Below are 18873 nucleotides of genomic sequence, written 5' to 3' on the forward strand. Positions count from 1 at the left end.
TTGCCTGTTATGCTGTTAACGTAGAAGGGTAAGAAATTACGTTTTGAAATAGAAGGACAGCCATAAAAGTGAAGTGGAAATAAAGGAGAATCTGAACTAATAAATAGTCAGTTTTATCCTAGTATTCGCTGGCAGTACCCCGTCTCAATATTTTAAGGAAGGGATAACTGTATGGAGAGGCTGATAACAATTTCACTTTATATAGAATAAAGGAGAATTATATGGCAGAAGGAAAAATTGTAAAAGCTTTAAGTGGTTTTTATTATGTACAGCATGAAGGTGGCATTACACAATGCCGTGGTCGTGGTGTATTCAGAAAAAATAAAATTACACCACTTGTAGGAGATCAAGTAGTTTTTCAAGCGGAGAATCCGAATGAAGGCTATGTTTTAGAGATTTTTGAGCGGAAAAATGAACTTGTTAGGCCGCCAATTGCCAATGTTGATCAAGCAATCCTTGTTTTCTCAGCAGTTGAACCAGATTTTAACCCAGGGTTATTAGATCGATTTTTAGTATTAATTGAATATCATAACATTAAACCAATTATTTGTATTAGTAAAATGGATTTAGTAGATGAAAAAATGCGAGAAACTGTTGAATCTTATGCAAATGATTATCGTGAAATGGGATATGATGTGTTATTTACTTCTATAAATACATCGGAAAGTATTGATATTTTAAAACCATTCTTAGAAGGCTGTGTCTCAGTTGTTGCGGGGCAATCTGGTGTAGGGAAATCTTCCATGTTAAATGTATTACGCCCAGATTTAGCGCTAAAAACAGATGATATTTCATCGCATTTAGGGCGAGGGAAGCATACGACAAGGCATGTAGAATTAATTGCAGTAGGAAGCGGTCTGGTTGCAGATACACCAGGTTTTAGCTCTCTTGATTTTATTGATATCGAAGTAGAAGATCTTACGCATTGTTTTCCAGAGTTGAAAGAAGAGAGTCAATACTGTAAATTTAGAGGGTGTACACACCTTTCAGAACCGAAATGTGCAGTAAAAGCTGCGATTGAAGAAGGGAAAATTACACAATATCGTTATGAACATTACAAACAATTTGTAGAAGAAATTAGAGAGAGAAAGCCGAGGTATTAATTATGATTAAAATTGCACCATCGATTTTATCAGCAGATTTTTCCAAACTAGGGGAAGAAATTAAAGATGTAGAAAAGGGCGGAGCGGATTATATCCATGTTGACGTAATGGATGGGCATTTTGTTCCGAACATTACAATTGGTCCGTTAATTGTAGAAGCGATTCGTCCAATTACATCTTTACCATTAGATGTACACTTAATGATTGAAAACCCGGATAACTATATCCCTACTTTTGCAAAAGCTGGAGCGGATATTATTACTGTTCATGTAGAGGCGTGCCCGCATTTACATCGTACGATTCAATTAATTAAATCACATGGTATCAAAGCTGGAGTTGTATTAAACCCACATACACCAGTTTCAATGATTGAACACGTATTGGAAGATATTGATATGGTATTACTTATGACAGTAAATCCAGGATTTGGTGGGCAGAAGTTTATTCACTCTGTATTACCGAAAATTAAACAAGTTGCAGAAATGGTCAAAGAGCGTAATTTACAAGTAGAAATCGAAGTTGATGGTGGTGTGAATGCTGAGATTGCGAGACTTTGTGTAGAAGCTGGAGCAAATGTTCTTGTAGCAGGATCAGCAGTGTACAATCAAAAAGACCGCGGTGAAGCAATTCGAGTAATTCGTGGATAAGGAATATAGATAAGAAAACTTTTAAGACCTGTTAGAACGGGCTAATGTGAAAAAAGCAATCTACCGACTGGCAGATTGCTTTTTTCTATAGAAGGGAAAGAAAAGATGATTATTCATATTTTAGCTGGAGGACCGGCGGAGTACTGTGCTGATTTCTCTCGGTATGAAAATGAGGAAGTAGTATGGACTGCGGTTGATCGTGGTGTATATCGTTTGTTGCAAAGAGGAATCATACCTACTGTTGCATTTGGTGATTATGACTCAGTTACAGATGAAGAATTAGCGTGGATGCAAAAACAGACAGATGAGTTACATATTGTTCCGCGTGAAAAAGATCAAACGGATTTAGAAATTGCAATTCATTGGGCACTGGAGCAAAAGCCGGATTTGATTCGCATTTTTGGTGCTACAGGCGGAAGGCTTGATCATGGGTTAGCGAACATACAAATGCTTTTAAAAGGGCTGGAAGCATATACTGAAATGTATATCGTTGACAATAAAAATGAAATCTCTGTAAAAAAAGTAGGCACATATATAATTGAAGAAAATAAACAATTTCCATACGTATCCTTTGTGCCTGTTACGGAAATTGTAAAAGGTATTACACTTCGTGGCTTTAAATATCCTCTTACTGATAAAACGATAGAATGGGGATCGACGCTTTGTGTTAGTAATGAACTCATTGCGGAAAAAGGTACTTTTTCATTTACTTCTGGCATATTAATGGTGATAAGAAGCACTGATTGAAGAAACACTTTTGCTACTTGCATCATATAGTAAACAAGTGGAGTAATGGGGATTAGGAGGGAAACCATGAGATTTTATACAATTAAGTTACCTAAATTTCTTGGTGGAATTGTTCGCGCGGTGTTAAATACCTTTAAAAAGGACTAAAAAAGCACCATTAATGGTGCTTTTTTCATGAGGATAATAAAAAAAGAGCCTATTGGCTCTTTTTTTTATTATTAAACACGTTCGATTTTGCCAGATTTTAATGCTCTAGCAGAAACGTAAACACGTTGAACAAAAACACTACTATAATTTAACACAACTAAATAGAGAATGCAACAGTGTATAAAAAAGAAATCAAGAAAAATTACTTGACACTAAATTTCAGTAAAGAAAAGTAGAAATCAAGAAAAATCACTTGACATATTATAGTGGTACATGTTGTATAATAACAATGGACTATTTTGCTCATCGTAGAAAAGTGTAATAATAAGTATAAAAATATGAGAGCGAAAAGAAAGAACGATGGAATTTTCTTTTAAAAGATTATATGATAGTAAYTAAAGTAGTCTAGCTCACTTTCACCATTTATGAAGGGGGAAAAGAGATGTCAATTGAAATTAAAACGAAGTACGGTCAAATTGATATTAGTACAGATGTAATTGCAACGATTGCTGGAGGTGCCGCGGTAGATTGCTACGGTATCGTTGGTATGGCTTCAAAAAATCAATTAAAAGATGGATTAACAGAAATTTTACGAAAAGAAAACTTCACTAGAGGCGTTATTGTTCGTAAAGACGAAGATGAAGTACATATTGATATGTATATTATTGTGAGCTATGGTACGAAAATTTCAGAGGTAGCACACAACGTCCAAACGAAAGTGAAATATACATTAGACCAAACGGTAGGACTAGCAGTAGAATCTGTAAACATCTACGTACAAGGAGTTAAAGTAATAAACTTGTAATGTGCATTAAGGAGGAAAATCTGTGTCAATTCAAAAAATTGATGGGAAACGTTTATCACAAATGATTATTCAAGGAGCGAATAACCTAACAAACAATGTTCAGCTTGTTGATGCATTAAACGTTTTTCCAGTTCCAGATGGCGATACCGGTACAAATATGAATTTATCAATGACTTCAGGCGCGCGTGAAGTGAAAGCAAACCCTTCGCAGCATGCTGGTAAAGTCGGCGTAAGTTTAGCAAAAGGATTATTAATGGGAGCTCGTGGTAACTCAGGTGTTATTTTATCTCAGTTGTTCCGTGGTTTCTCTAAATCCATTGAACAAAAAGAAGAATTAACAACAGTTGATTTTGCGGCAGCTTTAGAAGCTGGTGTAGAAACGGCGTATAAAGCGGTTATGAAGCCGATTGAAGGAACGATTTTAACAGTTGCAAGAGAAACGGGGAAATATGCAGTCACAGTTGCGAAAAAACAGCGCGACTTTGTTTTGTTTATGGAAGACGTTGTCAAAGAAGCAAATGCATCGTTAAATCGTACGCCAGATTTATTACCTGTATTAAAACAAGTTGGCGTTGTAGATAGCGGTGGTAAAGGTCTTGTTGTTGTATACGAAGGCTTTTTAGCTGATTTAAAAGGAGAAACAATTTCTTCTGATGTACCAGCACAACCATCTATGAATGAAATGGTGCGTGCGGAGCATCACCGTAGTGTACAAAGCCAATTGAGTACAGAAGATATTAAATACGGATATTGTACGGAATTTATGGTGAAATTAGAGTCTGAAAAAATGAAAGAACATAATTTCTCTGAGCAGAAATTCCGTGAAGATATTAGTGTATATGGAGATTCATTGCTTGTTGTCTCGGATGATGAAGTTGTAAAAGTTCATATTCATGCAGAACATCCTGGTGATGCGATGAACTACGGTCAACGTTATGGTAGTTTGATTAAAATTAAAGTAGAAAATATGCGTGAACAGCATACTGCTTTATTAGATGAGCCAGCACCGATGTCGGAAAAAGTAATTCCAGTAAAAGAAAAGCAACCATACGGTATTGTAACTGTAGCGATGGGATCGGGTATTAAAAACCTATTCGAGAGCATTGGGGCAACACAAGTTATCGAAGGTGGTCAAACGATGAATCCAAGTACAGAGGATATCGTAAAGGCAATCGAAGAAGCAAATGCTGAAAAAATCATTATATTACCGAATAACGGGAATATTGTGATGGCAGCAGAGCAAGCGGCATCTGTTGTTGATCAAGAAGTGATTGTTGTTCGTTCAAAAACTGTTCCTCAAGGAATGGCTGCGATGTTAGCATTTAATCCAGTTGGAACGTTAGAAGAAAACGAAGAGAACATGCAAGAAGCACTAGCACATGTGAAAACAGGTCAAATTACGTATGCAGTTCGTGATACGGAAATTGACGGTGTAGCGATTCAAAAAAATGATTTCATGTGTATTGCAGATGGGAAAATTGTATCTACAAATTCTAAAAAAGTAGATGCAGCGAAGCAATTGCTAGAAAGCATGATTGATGAAGATTCTGAGATTGTAACGATCTTGCAAGGTGAAGATGCAACAGATGAAGAAGTTGCAGAGCTAGTTGCATTTGTAGAAGAGAAGTTTGAAGATGTAGAGGTAGAAGTTCACCAAGGAAATCAACCTGTATATTCTTTCATATTCTCTGTAGAATAAAGGGAATCTCTTTTTTGCATAGAGATGAATGGTTTTACTTGCTAATGAGCAAGAACTAGCGACAATCTATCGTCAGTGGTTCTTTTTCAAAAGGCTAGCATAATGACGATAAAAAAGAGCCTTGCTGCTATAGTAAGGCTCTTTTTTATCGCATATCTTTCTTCGGAATATACATAATTTGATAAAAGATTTCGCAAAGTTTAATCAAGTAGGTATTTAGGTTAATGGAAGGAAAGGGTCATTATATATGGCTGATAATGTATAAGGGTAGTTTCCTTGAGAATGCCTATGATAGAATAGAAAAGGCAGAAGAGAACGATTACAAGTTAGGATAGTAAATATGTAAGTTATATGGAATTGTATATCCATATATGCATGAAGTATATACGCGAGTAAAAATAAGAAAATGATGTGACGGAGCGTGAAAATCTTGAATGAAGTTGTGCAAGTTCCTGTTACGGATGTAAAAGGAATCGGGGAAGAGACATCTGAATTATTACATGAGATGGGGATTTATACAGTTTCCCATCTATTAGAGCATTTTCCGTACCGTTATGAAGACTACGCGATGAAAGATTTGGCAGAAGTGAAACATGAAGAGCGTGTAACAGTGGAAGGAAAGGTGCATAGTGCTCCTTTATTACAATATTACGGGAAAAAGAAATCGCGTCTTACTGTTCGCGTACTTGTTGGCCGTTATTTAATTACGGCTGTATGTTTTAATAGACCGTATTATAAGCAAAAATTAAAGCTTGATGAAACGGTGACGATTACTGGTAAATGGGATCAGCATCGTCAAACGATTTCTATATCCGAGCTTCACTTTGGTCCAGTCGTACGTCAGCAAGAAGTGGAACCTGTGTATTCAGTAAAAGGAAAATTAACAGTAAAACAAATGCGACGTTTTATTGCACAAGCTTTAAAAGAGTATGGTTCCTCTATAGAAGAAATGTTGCCAGATGGTTTGTTAGGGCGTTATAAATTATTACCGCGTTATGAAGCGCTTCGAGCGCTCCATTTTCCAGTTGGTCAAGAAGATTTAAAACAGGCACGTCGCCGATTTGTATATGAAGAATTTTTCTTATTCCAGCTCAAAATGCAAGCGTTGCGTAAAATGGAAAGAGAGAGTTCGAAGGGGACGAAAAAAGATATTTCAATGAAAGAATTAGAAGAGTTCACTGATGCACTTCCGTTCCCGCTTACTGGCGCACAGTGTCGCGTTGTTTCTGAGATTATAAAAGATATGCAGTCTCCGTACCGGATGAATCGGTTATTACAAGGGGATGTTGGATCAGGAAAAACAGTCGTAGCTGCAATTGCTCTTTATGCAGCGAAACTTGCACATTATCAAGGTGCGTTAATGGTCCCTACAGAAATTTTAGCTGAACAACATTATCAATCGCTAGCAGAGACGTTCTCGCATTTTAATATGAATGTGGAATTGTTAACGAGTTCAGTTAAGGGCGCACGTCGTCGTGAAGTTTTAGCGAAACTTGAACAAGGAGAAATAGATATTCTTGTTGGGACACATGCTTTAATTCAGGATGAGGTCATTTTCCATAGACTTGGACTTGTTATTACTGACGAACAGCACCGTTTTGGTGTAGCGCAGCGCCGMGTTTTACGRGAGAAAGGTGAAAGTCCAGATGTGTTRTTTATGACAGCRACACCRATTCCKCGTACRYTKGCRATTACTGCWTTTGGAGAGATGGATGTTTCTATTATTGATGAAATGCCTGCTGGGCGTAAAGTGATTGAAACGTATTGGGCAAAACATGATATGTTAGAACGTGTCCTTGGCTTCGTGGAAAAGGAAGTGAATAAGGGGAGACAAGCTTATGTAATTTGTCCGCTTATTGAAGAATCTGAGAAGCTTGATGTGCAAAATGCAATTGATTTGCATAGTATGCTGATGCATCACTATCAAGGAAAGTTTCAGGTTGGATTAATGCACGGACGTTTATCCTCTCAAGAAAAAGAAGATGTAATGGAGAGATTTAGTGAAAATAAAGTGCAAATTCTTGTTTCAACAACTGTAGTTGAGGTTGGTGTCAACGTGCCAAATGCAACGGTTATGGTAATTTATGATGCGGAGCGCTTTGGTTTATCGCAATTGCATCAGCTTCGAGGTCGTGTTGGCCGTGGGAGTGAGCAGTCGTATTGTTTGTTAATCGCAGATCCGAAATCGGAAACTGGGAAAGAACGCATGCGCATTATGACGGAAACAAATGATGGATTTGTATTGTCGGAAAAAGATTTAGAGTTACGTGGTCCTGGAGATTTCTTTGGAAGTAAACAAAGTGGTCTACCAGAGTTTAAGGTAGCTGATATGGTACATGATTATCGAGCGTTGGAAACGGCGAGACAAGATGCGGCCATGCTGGTTGATTCTGAAGCGTTTTGGCACAACGAGCAGTATGCTGCATTACGCGTATATCTTGAAGGAGCAGGTGTGTTTCAAGGAGAAAAGCTCGATTAAAAATGGAATGTGCAAATTTTTTTGTTGCATTCTACTTTTAATGATTATATACTACTGTTAGTACCTAGTCATAAAAACGGATGGTGCGGTATGAAAAAAAGAAAAAGTAAGAAAGAAAGACAAGTATTATTACAACAAACAATAGAAACGAATCCGTTCATAACGGACGAAGAGTTAGCAGAGCAGTTTCAAGTAAGTATCCAAACGGTTCGCCTTGATCGAATGGAATTATCGATTCCTGAGTTAAGAGAGCGAATTAAACATGTGGCAACGAAACAGCATGAAGAAGATGTAAAATCTTTACCGTTAGAAGAGGTAGTTGGAGAAATTATTGATATAGAATTAGATAGACATGCAATTTCTATTTTTGAAGTGAAGATGGAGCATGTATTTAAAAGAAATCAAATTGCGCGTGGGCACCATTTGTTTGCTCAAGCGAACTCACTAGCTGTTGCAGTTATTGATGAAGAATTAGCTTTAACTGCAAAGTCTACCATTCGATATATTCGTCCTGTAAAATTAGGAGAACGTGTTGTTGCGAAAGCACGCGTTGAAGATGTGGAGAATGATAAAGGACGGACGGTTGTCAAAGTGCATAGCTTTGTTGGCGAAGAACTTGTTTTTACAGGCACTTTTGAAATGTATCGATCTAGTAATTATAGTGAGGAAGGTAACAATTTATGAAAATCGCAATAGATGCAATGGGTGGCGATCACGCTCCAAAAGCAGCTGTATTAGGAGCAATGAAAGCTATTAAGGAATTTTCAGATTTACATATTACTTTGGTAGGAAAAGAAGAGGAGATTCGTCAGTATTTAACAAGCGAAGAGCGTATTACTGTACTTCATACAGATGAAAAGATTGAAGGGACAGATGAACCAGTAAGAGCCGTTCGACGGAAAAAGCAAGCTTCAATGGTACTTGCAGCGCAGCAAGTAAAAGAAGGTATAGCTAATGCTTGTATATCAGCAGGTAACACAGGGGCTTTAATGGCAGCTGGATTGTTTGTGGTAGGACGTATGGAAGGGATTGAACGTCCAGCGTTATCTCCTACAATGCCAACAATTGATGGGAAAGGTTTTGTTATGTTAGACGTTGGAGCAAATGTTGACGCGAAGCCAATTCATTTATATCAATATGCGGTAATGGGTTCTATTTACGCTGAGAAAGTAAGAGGAATTAACAATCCGCGTGTTGGTCTTTTGAATGTCGGGACAGAAGATGGCAAAGGAAACGAACTTTCAAAACAAGCATTCGCTATGCTAAAAGATGCGCCAATTAATTTTGTTGGAAACGTTGAGTCAAGAGACCTATTACAAGGTGTGGCAGATGTAGTTGTATGCGATGGTTTTACTGGAAACGTAGCATTAAAATCATTGGAAGGAACTGCACTAGCATTATTTTCTATGTTAAAAGAACAATTAATGAGTTCGTTCACAAGTAAATTAGCAGCGGCAGTATTAAAACCGAAGCTGATGGTATTAAAAGATAAAATGGATTATTCGGAGTATGGCGGAGCAGCATTGTTTGGATTAAAAGCTCCTGTCATTAAGGCTCACGGATCTTCTAATGATCAATCGATTTTTAGTGCGATTCGTCAAACGAGAGAAATGGTAGCGAAAGAAGTCATTCCTACAATTTCAAGTGTAATGGAGAAAGAGCCGCTTCAATAAGAGGAGGATTTGAAATGGGAAAACTAGCATTTCTTTTTCCGGGCCAAGGTTCACAGGCGGTTGGAATGGGACAGCAATTAGCAGGGAATAATAAAGAGGTTGCAAAAATATTTCAAAAAGCGGATGAAGTTTTACAGGAGTCTCTTTCATCATTAATTTTTGAAGGACCTCAGGAGAAGCTAACATTAACGACAAATGCGCAACCAGCACTATTGACGACAAGTATTGCAATCTTAACAGCTTTGAAACAATATGATATTACGCCTGATTATGTTGCTGGCCATAGCTTAGGTGAGTATAGCGCGCTTGTTGCAGCGGGAGCATTAACATTTGAAGATGCTGTTTACGCTGTGAGAAAACGTGGTGAATATATGGAAGAAGCTGTGCCGAGCGGAGAAGGTGCCATGGCCGCTATTTTAGGGGCAAATCCAGATGTTCTGAAACAAGTTACAGAAGAAGTAACGAGTGAAGGGCATGCTGTGCAAATTGCTAATATGAATAGTACGAAGCAAATCGTTATCTCTGGAACGAAACGAGGAGTAGAACTCGCTTCTCAAAAAGTGAAAGAAAATGGTGCGAAACGAGCAATTCCGCTTCGTGTGAGCGGTCCGTTTCATTCTTCATTAATGAAACCAGCAGCTGAGAAGTTTCAAAATGTTTTAAATGAAATTACAATTCAAGATGCAAACATTCCAGTTGTTGCAAACGTTACGGCCAATTGCGTTAATCGCAGTGAAGATATTCAAGAAAAGCTAATTGAACAGCTCTATTCACCTGTTTTATGGTACCCATCTATTGAACAGATGGTAGAACAAGGTGTAGATACATTTATTGAAATTGGTCCTGGGAAAGTTCTTGCTGGTCTTATGAAATCAATTGCTCCATCTGCAAAGGTATATGCGATATATGATGAAGAGACATTGAAAGATACCATTTCAAGTTTGAGAGGAGAAAGCGGATGTTAAAAGGGAAAGTTGCATTAGTAACAGGTGCATCACGTGGAATTGGCCGCGCAATTGCAATTGATTTAGCGAAGCAAGGGGCAACAGTTGTAGTAAACTATGCTGGTAATGAGCAAAAAGCAAATGAAGTAGTTGATGAAATAAAAAAACTTGGATCAGAAGCAATCGCAGTGAGAGCAGACGTTGCTAATGTTGAAGAAGTTACAAACCTGGTAAAACACACTGTGGATACATTTGGACGAGTTGATATTCTTGTGAATAATGCAGGGGTAACAAGAGATAATTTATTAATGCGTATGAAAGAAGAAGAATGGGATACAGTTATTGATACAAACTTAAAAGGTGTATTCTTATGTACGAAAGCAGTATCTCGCTACATGATGCGTCAGCGTCATGGCCGTATTATTAATATTGCTTCTGTTGTCGGTGTTACAGGGAATCCTGGTCAAGCAAATTACGTTGCAGCAAAAGCTGGGGTAATCGGATTGACAAAGACTTCCGCAAAAGAATTGGCTAGCCGAAATATAACAGTAAATGCAATTGCTCCAGGATTTATTGCTACTGATATGACAGATGTATTAGGCGAAAACGTAAAAGAGGAAATGTTAAAATTAATCCCTGCTGCTAAGTTTGGAGAAGCGCAAGATATTGCGAATGCTGTAACATTTTTTGCTGCTGATCACAGCAAATATATTACAGGACAAACATTACATGTTGATGGTGGTATGGTAATGTAATAAAAGAAACGATTTCACCTAGTTTTTTTGTGAAATATTTAATATAATATTTGAGGGGAGGTGAATGAATTATGGCAGATGTTTTAGAGCGTGTAACGAAAATTATCGTGGATCGTTTAGGAGTAGAAGAAACAGAAGTAGTACCAGCTGCAAGCTTTAAAGAAGATTTAGGTGCAGACTCCCTAGATGTAGTTGAACTTGTAATGCAATTGGAAGATGAGTTTGAAATGGAAATTTCTGATGAAGATGCAGAAAAAATTGCTACTGTTGGCGATGCTGTGACTTACATAGAGAGTCATCTATAATGTTTGAGTGAAGTCCCGTTTTATAGCGGGGCTTTCTCGGCTTATATCTGGAGGGACCTATGCCGTACCGAAAATATAGAGAAAAAAAATATGAAACAAAATATCGTGAAGCTTTTAAAATGTTTCAACAAAAAATAGGTATTACGTTTACAGACGAAAAATTATTGATTCAAGCATTTACGCATTCATCGTATGTGAATGAGCATCGAAAAAAGCCACATGAAGACAATGAACGTCTAGAATTTCTTGGAGACGCTGTATTAGAACTAACTGTATCACAGTATTTGTTTCAAAAATATCCGACAATGAGCGAAGGAGAGCTAACAAAGTTGCGTGCAGCTGTTGTATGTGAACCATCTCTTGTCCGCTTTGCGAATGAATTGTCATTTGGTAACCTTGTTTTACTAGGAAAAGGTGAAGAAATGACAGGTGGACGTGAACGACCAGCTTTATTAGCGGATGTCTTTGAAGCGTTTATTGGTGCCCTTTATCTTGATCAAGGGTTGGAGACAGTTTGGGAATTCTTAAAAGAAATTGTATATCCAAAAATTAATGAAGGTGCTTTTTCTCATGTGATGGATTATAAGAGTCAACTACAAGAATTAATTCAGCGTGATGGTAGCGGTAATATTGAGTATCAAATTTTGCAAGAAAAGGGACCTGCTCACAATCGAGAGTTTGTGTCACGTGTTACATTAAATGGCGTGGCTCTAGGTCTTGGTAGCGGTAAGTCGAAAAAAGAAGCAGAGCAACAAGCTGCTTCAGAGGCGTTGAAAAAGTTAAAAGAACAATCATAAGGAATCCCCCTTTACATGAGGGGGATTCCTTATGCATAGAATGAAACTTTATTTTTATCTGGATATGAAAAGATAAAAATGAATCCGTACAGTAGTTTGTTTTTATAGACAGAGACTATAAAAACGGAGAATAGGGGGAAGGCCTTTCGTGTTTTTAAAGAGATTAGAAATAGTAGGATTTAAATCCTTTGCGGAGCGTGTATCTGTTGACTTTGTTCCAGGTGTAACCTCTGTAGTTGGTCCTAATGGAAGCGGAAAGAGTAATATTACTGACGCGATTCGCTGGGTACTTGGTGAACAATCTGCAAAATCATTACGCGGTGCAAAAATGGAGGATATTATTTTTGCGGGAAGTGATACGCGAAGAGCAGTTAATGTTGCAGAGGTAACATTAACCTTAAATAATGAAGATCAGCGTTTACCTATTGAGTATAATGAAGTGAGTGTTACGCGTCGCGTTTCTCGCTCAGGAGATAGTGACTTTTTTATTAACAAACAATCTTGTCGATTAAAAGATATTGTTGATTTATTTATGGATTCTGGCATGGGACGAGAAGCTTTCTCAATTATTAGCCAAGGAAAAGTAGAAGAAATTTTAAGCAGTAAATCTGAAGAGCGTCGTGGTGTATTTGAAGAAGCAGCAGGCGTATTAAAATATAAGCTTCGCAAAAAGAAAGCTGAAGGAAAATTAGCAGAAACACAAGAAAACTTAAATCGTGTGCAAGATATTATTCACGAATTAAGCACTCAAGTAGAGCCGCTTGAAAGACAAGCTTCTATTGCGAAAGACTATCTTGAGAAAAAAGAAGAACTAGAAAAAGTAGAAGCAGCTCTCATTGTATATGAAATTGAAGAATTACATGAAAAATGGGAAGCGATTAGAAAGCAGTTTGGACACAATAAAGATGAAGAAGTAAAAATGTCAACACATTTACAAAAAAATGAAGCAGAGCTCGAAGAATTACGCGGACAATTGCAAGCGATTGATGAATCTGTAGATTCCTTGCAAGAAGTTCTCCTTCTTTCTAGTAAAGAGTTAGAAAAATTAGAAGGGCAGCGTGAATTGTTAAAGGAACGAAAGCAAAATGCAACAACGCACTGCGCACAGCTTGAACAGTTAATTATTGAGTTAACAGAAAAAGCCAAGATTTATGATGGGGAAATCGAAACCAGTACAGAAGAACTAATGAAATTTGCAAATCAGGTAAAAGAATTAGAACAAAAGCTACACGAAAATGAGAAACTTCTTTCTACATATGCAGAAAACCTAGAAGAGCAAATTGAGCATTTAAAAGGAGATTATATTGAACTTTTAAATCAACAAGCAAGTAATCGTAATGAATTATCTATGCTTGAGGAACAATTCAAACAACAAAATTCTAAAAATCAACGCCTTGATGAAGAAAATGAAAAGTATGTACAAATGCGTATGCAAATTACAGCTAAAAAGGAAAAATTAGTAGAGAGTTATGAAGAAGTAAAAGAGAAAGTGACAAGCGTTATTACCAATATACAAAAAACAGAAGCGGCGCTTGGAAAATGCAAGGTGCAATATAGTGAAAATGAAACAAAATTGTATCAAGCATATCAATTTGTTCAACAAGCTCGCTCTCGAAAAGAAATGCTGGAAGAGATGCAAGAAGACTATTCTGGATTTTATCAAGGTGTACGTGAAGTATTAAAAGCCCGTGAAAGTAAACTACATGGCATTGAAGGTGCGGTCGCTGAACTACTTACTGTACCGAAGGAATATGAAGTTGCTATGGAGATTGCACTTGGTGCAGCAATGCAACACGTTGTTGTACAAACAGAAGAGCATGCTCGCGAGGCAATTGCCTTTTTGAAACAAAATCGCCATGGACGTGCGACGTTTTTACCACAGGCAGTTATTAAGGGAAGGTCGTTATCATTTGAACAGTTACGTATGATAAAGCAACATCCAGCGTTTATAGGTGTGGCAGCAGAACTCGTGCAGTACAATAATAAATATGAAAACATAGTTTCAAATTTATTAGGAACGGTCGTCGTTGCAAAAGATTTAAGAGGTGCGAATGAGTTAGCGAAGCAATTACAATATCGCTACCGTATTGTAACGATTGAAGGAGATGTTGTAAATCCTGGCGGTTCTATGACTGGTGGGGCTGTAAAACAAGCGAAATCTTCTCTATTAGGGCGACAACGTGAATTAGAAGAGTGGAGCAAGAAGCTTACTGAAATGGAAGAAAAAACTTCTAAGTTAGAAAATTTTGTTAGAGCGTTAAAACAAGAAATTCAAGAAAAAGAAGTTAAGATAAAAGAATTACGTCACGATGCAGAACAAGAGCGTGTAGATGAACAAAAATTAAAAGAAGAAATTAATCAGCTTGAGCTAGAAGAGCATCGCATTAATGATCGTTTATCTATTTATGATTTGGAAATAGAAGGATTTTTACAAGATCAAGTGAGAATGCAAGGGCGAAAACAAGAGCTGGATAGAATTTTAATAGAGCTTCAAAAAGATATCACAGAGCTTGATGAAAAAATTGTTGCTTTAACGAAGCAAAAAAGTGACCAGCATTCTTCGAAAGAAAAAGTTCAGGCGGAGATGACGGAGCTGAAAGTACAAGCAGCAGAAAAGCAGCAACGTTTGTCTAATCAAAAAGAGAAAGTAGATCGTTTGACGAAAGAACAAGAGGAAACGCAGCGAACGCTTGTAAAAACAAAAGAAGATTTAACATTTTTAAAGCAAGAAATGACATCGAATTCAAGCGGTGAAGAGCAAATTACGAATATGATTGAAAAGAAAGCACATGATCGAAATCAAACATCGGAATTAATTAGTTCCCGTCGTGAGCAACGCCTGAGCCTTCAAGAACGGGTAGAACATATAGAGCGTGAAGTGAAAGATACGAAAGGACGACATAAATATGTTCTCGAGGTTTTAAAAGATCAAGAAGTGAAAATCAATCGCCTTGATGTTGAATTAGAAAATAGATTGCAACATTTACGCGAAACGTATACGATTTCATTTGAAGCAGCAAAACTGAAGTATACAATGATAATACCTGCAGAAGATGCGCGTAAAAAGGTGAAATTAATCAAACTATCAATCGAGGAGCTCGGAACAGTAAACTTAGGGGCAATTGAAGAGTATGAACGCGTAGCGGAACGACATACGTTCTTGTTAGAGCAGCGAGATGACTTAGAAGAAGCGAAAGCGACATTGCATCAAGTTATTATGGAAATGGATGAAGAGATGAAAAAACGCTTCTCTACTACATTCCAGGCAATTCGTACAGAATTCCAGACTGTCTTTTGTGAACTATTTGGCGGAGGAAGAGCAGACTTAGTGATGACAAATCCGCAAGATTTATTAAATACAGGCATTGATATTGTTGCGCAGCCACCGGGTAAGAAACTGCAAAATTTAGGTTTACTTTCAGGCGGGGAGCGTGCTTTAACTGCAATTGCACTGCTATTTGGTATTTTAAAAGTAAGACCTGTTCCGTTCTGTGTACTAGATGAGGTTGAAGCGGCGCTTGATGAAGCGAATGTAGCTCGTTTTGCGCAGTATTTGAAAAAGTTTAGTGATGAAACGCAGTTTATTGTTATTACACATCGAAAAGGTACGATGGAAGAATCAGATGTACTGTACGGGGTAACAATGCAAGAATCAGGTGTTTCTAAGCTTGTTTCCGTTCGTTTAGATGACGGAGAAGAGCTTGTTGCAAGCAAATAGGAAGGATGAGAAGAATGAGCTTCTTTAAAAAATTAAAAGAAAAGATTTCGAAACAAACAGATACTGTAACAGAGAAGTTTAAGCAAGGGTTAGAAAAAACGAGAAATTCATTTGCGGATAAAGTAAATGATTTAGTGTATCGCTATCGTAAAGTCGATGAGGATTTCTTTGAGGAATTAGAGGAAATTTTAATTGGTGCAGATGTTGGTGTTGCAACAGTAATGGAACTTATCGATCAGTTGAAGGAAGAAGTACAACGCCGCAATATTCAAGATCCGAGAGAAGTGCAAGCTGTTATTTCGGAAAAACTAGTAGGGATTTACAAAGGTGAAGAAGACTTCAGTAATGAACTTAATATACAACAAGATCAATTAACGGTTATTTTATTTGTGGGTGTTAATGGTGTTGGGAAAACGACAACAATTGGCAAAATGGCTCATAAGTTTAAATCCGAAGGTAAGTCTGTCTTATTAGCAGCAGGGGATACGTTCCGTGCAGGGGCAATCGAACAGCTAGAAGTATGGGGCGACCGAGTTGGTGTGGAAGTTATTAAACAAGGATCTGGTTCTGACCCGGCAGCGGTTATGTATGATGCTGTTCAAGCTGCAAAAGCGCGTAAAGTAGATGTCTTGCTATGTGATACAGCAGGTCGCTTGCAAAATAAAGTGAATTTAATGAAGGAGTTAGAAAAGGTGAAACGTGTCATTGAACGCGAAGTTCCAGGTGCTCCTCATGAAGTATTGCTTGTTATTGATGCAACGACAGGTCAAAATGGTTTAAGTCAAGCGAAAACATTCCGCGAAGCAACGAATGTTACAGGTATTGTTCTAACGAAATTAGACGGGACTGCTAAAGGTGGTATCGTATTAGCGATTCGTAATGAGATGGACGTACCAGTGAAATTTGTTGGACTTGGAGAACAAATGGACGACTTACAGCAATTTGATCCAGAACAATATGTGTATGGTTTATTTGCAAACTTAGTAGAAAAAGAAGAAGTATAAAGTGAAACTTCCATCCGTGGAGGCATTTTCTATGGATGGTTAGCCCTCACCAATCGGGTATTTATGGGTGGTTATCCTCCACCTATCTTCTTCGCTTCTCTTTGAATCTTAAGGTGGAGGTCTTACTGCCCGCAAATAACAGGGGAAGTGAAAGAAGCGGTTTTTTCGCTTCTTTTTTATAAAAAATATATCATGTTAAGAAAAAAACTTGACACTCTTTTATACTCCATGTAAACTAATTCATGTAAAGGGAAATCACTTAACAAAGGATGATCCAACATGCTCGAAAAAACAACGAGAATGAATTATTTATTTGATTTTTATCAATCGTTGTTAACGCAAAAACAAAGAAGTTATATGTCGCTTTATTATTTAGATGATTTATCTCTTGGTGAAATTGCGGAAGAATTTGATGTAAGTCGCCAAGCCGTGTATGATAACATTAAACGGACTGAAGCGATGCTTGAAGAATATGAAGAGAAATTAGTATTACTTCAAAAGTTTCAAGAGCGACAGCGACTTGTTGCAAAGCTAAAACAGCTAATCAGCGAAGAAGAGCATGTGAATGAAGAAATGAAACAAGTTGTTGAAGCTATCGAAAAATTAGATTAGGAGGGCGGCAATATGGCATTTGAAGGATTAGCCGACCGACTTCAACAGACGATGCAAAAAATCCGCGGCAAAGGAAAAGTTTCTGAAGCCGATGTAAAAGAAATGATGAGAGAAGTTCGTCTTGCTCTTTTAGAAGCGGATGTTAACTTTAAAGTAGTAAAAGATTTTGTAAAGCGTGTGTCTGAGCGTGCTGTCGGACAAGATGTAATGAAGAGTTTGACACCTGGCCAACAAGTAATTAAAGTTGTACAGGAAGAACTTACAGAACTTATGGGCGGAGAGCAAAGTAAAATTGCTGTCGCTAATAAGCCGCCAACTGTTATTATGATGGTTGGTCTGCAAGGGGCAGGTAAAACAACGACAACAGGTAAACTTGCGAATTTGCTTCGTAAAAAGCATAATCGTAAACCGATGCTTGTTGCAGCGGATATTTACCGTCCTGCAGCGATTAAACAGCTTGAAACATTAGGGAAGCAATTGGACATGCCTGTTTTCTCATTAGGAGATCAAGTAAGTCCTGTTGAAATTGCGAAACAAGCGATTGCGAAAGCAAAAGAAGATCATCATGATTATGTTTTAATCGATACAGCGGGTCGCCTGCATATTGATGAAGAACTAATGGATGAATTAGCGAAAGTGAAAGAAGTTGCGAAACCGGATGAAATCTTCCTTGTTGTCGATGCGATGACAGGACAAGATGCGGTAAATGTTGCACAAAGTTTCCATGAACAGTTAGGTTTAACAGGTGTTGTTTTAACGAAATTAGACGGTGATACGCGCGGTGGTGCGGCACTATCTATTAAAGCAGTAACAAACACACCAATTAAATTTGCTGGTATGGGTGAAAAGCTAGATGCGATTGAAGCGTTCCATCCAGAACGCATGGCATCCCGTATTTTAGGGATGGGTGACGTTTTAACATTAATTGAAAAAGCGCAAGCTACAGTTGATGAGGAAAAAGCAAAAGAACTTGAGCAAAAAATGCGTACGCTTTCGTTTACGCTAGACGATTTCCTAGAGCAACTTGGACAAGTGCGTCAACTTGGACCACTTGATGAATTGCTAGGAATGCTTCCTGGTGCAAATAAAATTAAAGGGCTGAAAAATGCACAAGTTGATGAAAAACAAATTGGGCATATTGAGGCAATTATTCGTTCTATGACAAAAGTAGAGCGAGAACATCCGGAAATTATCAATGCTAGTCGTAAAAAACGCATTGCCAAAGGTAGTGGTACAACAGTACAAGAAATTAATCGTCTACTGAAGCAGTTTGAAGATATGAAAAAAATGATGAAGACGATGACAGGCATGCAAAAAGGTAAGAAAAAAGGACTAGGTGGATTGAAGTTTCCATTTATGTAAGGAAAAAAAGATGGCTCTGTTAAGAAAAAATACTTTACAAAGCAATAGTCTTTTTGCTAATATAATTATCTGTGTG

The 18873-nt window shown here is 37.6% G+C and carries 17 protein-coding genes; all 17 read left to right on the top strand.

The window, feature by feature from the left end; all coding sequences use genetic code 11:
* The first annotated feature begins 221 nt into the window (after nucleotides 1-221).
* Nucleotides 222-1103, top strand: a complete 882-nt coding sequence (gene rsgA, locus AC1DIT_RS08330; protein ID WP_016115983.1) for a ribosome small subunit-dependent GTPase A — start codon at nucleotides 222-224, stop codon at nucleotides 1101-1103.
* Nucleotides 1104-1105: 2 nt separating this feature from the next.
* Entirely contained in the window at nucleotides 1106-1750 is a 645-nt protein-coding gene (gene rpe / locus AC1DIT_RS08335) for a ribulose-phosphate 3-epimerase (protein WP_016115982.1), read from the top strand.
* 105 nt (nucleotides 1751-1855) lie between these two features.
* Entirely contained in the window at nucleotides 1856-2497 is a 642-nt protein-coding gene (locus AC1DIT_RS08340; RefSeq protein ID WP_016115981.1) for a thiamine diphosphokinase, read from the top strand.
* A 66-nt stretch (nucleotides 2498-2563) separates the two neighbouring features.
* On the top strand, nucleotides 2564-2644 hold the full coding sequence (gene spoVM, locus AC1DIT_RS08345) for a stage V sporulation protein SpoVM (RefSeq protein WP_001213600.1): 81 nt from the start codon (nucleotides 2564-2566) through the stop codon (nucleotides 2642-2644).
* Nucleotides 2645-3086: 442 nt separating this feature from the next.
* Nucleotides 3087-3449 (top strand): Asp23/Gls24 family envelope stress response protein, encoded by a 363-nt coding sequence (locus tag AC1DIT_RS08350; protein ID WP_016115980.1) that lies wholly within the window; start codon nucleotides 3087-3089, stop codon nucleotides 3447-3449.
* Between the two features lie 22 nt (nucleotides 3450-3471).
* Entirely contained in the window at nucleotides 3472-5148 is a 1677-nt protein-coding gene (locus AC1DIT_RS08355; protein WP_016133226.1) for a DAK2 domain-containing protein, read from the top strand.
* Between the two features lie 430 nt (nucleotides 5149-5578).
* Nucleotides 5579-7627 carry an ATP-dependent DNA helicase RecG gene (gene recG, locus AC1DIT_RS08360; RefSeq protein ID WP_476998135.1) on the top strand — a complete coding sequence of 683 codons (2049 nt, stop codon included), beginning with the start codon at nucleotides 5579-5581 and terminating at the stop codon, nucleotides 7625-7627.
* A 90-nt stretch (nucleotides 7628-7717) separates the two neighbouring features.
* On the top strand, nucleotides 7718-8311 hold the full coding sequence (gene fapR, locus AC1DIT_RS08365) for a transcription factor FapR (protein ID WP_003199443.1): 594 nt from the start codon (nucleotides 7718-7720) through the stop codon (nucleotides 8309-8311).
* Nucleotides 8308-9300 carry a phosphate acyltransferase PlsX gene (gene plsX / locus AC1DIT_RS08370; protein ID WP_016115976.1) on the top strand — a complete coding sequence of 331 codons (993 nt, stop codon included), beginning with the start codon at nucleotides 8308-8310 and terminating at the stop codon, nucleotides 9298-9300. The genes fapR and plsX overlap by 4 nt, the downstream gene beginning before the upstream one ends.
* Before the next feature lie 14 nt (nucleotides 9301-9314).
* The gene (gene fabD / locus AC1DIT_RS08375; RefSeq protein ID WP_016115975.1) at nucleotides 9315-10265 is read left to right on the top strand and encodes an ACP S-malonyltransferase; all 951 of its coding nucleotides are present in this window, start codon (nucleotides 9315-9317) and stop codon (nucleotides 10263-10265) included.
* Entirely contained in the window at nucleotides 10259-10999 is a 741-nt protein-coding gene (fabG, locus tag AC1DIT_RS08380; RefSeq protein ID WP_016115974.1) for a 3-oxoacyl-[acyl-carrier-protein] reductase, read from the top strand. Before fabD ends, fabG begins: the two co-directional genes overlap by 7 nt.
* A gap of 71 nt (nucleotides 11000-11070) precedes the next feature.
* Nucleotides 11071-11304 (top strand): acyl carrier protein, encoded by a 234-nt coding sequence (gene acpP / locus AC1DIT_RS08385; protein ID WP_000786062.1) that lies wholly within the window; start codon nucleotides 11071-11073, stop codon nucleotides 11302-11304.
* A gap of 59 nt (nucleotides 11305-11363) precedes the next feature.
* Nucleotides 11364-12101, top strand: a complete 738-nt coding sequence (rncS, locus tag AC1DIT_RS08390; RefSeq protein WP_003199450.1) for a ribonuclease III — start codon at nucleotides 11364-11366, stop codon at nucleotides 12099-12101.
* Nucleotides 12102-12249: 148 nt separating this feature from the next.
* Complete coding sequence (gene smc / locus AC1DIT_RS08395) at nucleotides 12250-15819, top strand: chromosome segregation protein SMC (protein WP_016133224.1); 3570 nt, start codon at nucleotides 12250-12252, stop codon at nucleotides 15817-15819.
* A 14-nt stretch (nucleotides 15820-15833) separates the two neighbouring features.
* A complete protein-coding gene (gene ftsY / locus AC1DIT_RS08400) occupies nucleotides 15834-16823 on the top strand; it encodes a signal recognition particle-docking protein FtsY (protein WP_016115972.1) in 990 nt (329 codons plus the stop codon).
* A 279-nt stretch (nucleotides 16824-17102) separates the two neighbouring features.
* Nucleotides 17103-17435, top strand: coding sequence for a putative DNA-binding protein (locus AC1DIT_RS08405; protein ID WP_000891062.1), 333 nt, complete (start codon nucleotides 17103-17105; stop codon nucleotides 17433-17435).
* 12 nt (nucleotides 17436-17447) lie between these two features.
* Nucleotides 17448-18797, top strand: coding sequence for a signal recognition particle protein (ffh, locus tag AC1DIT_RS08410; protein WP_003199457.1), 1350 nt, complete (start codon nucleotides 17448-17450; stop codon nucleotides 18795-18797).
* The last annotated feature ends 76 nt before the right edge of the window (nucleotides 18798-18873 follow it).

The organism is Bacillus sp. 05T22 (assembly GCF_056396765.1).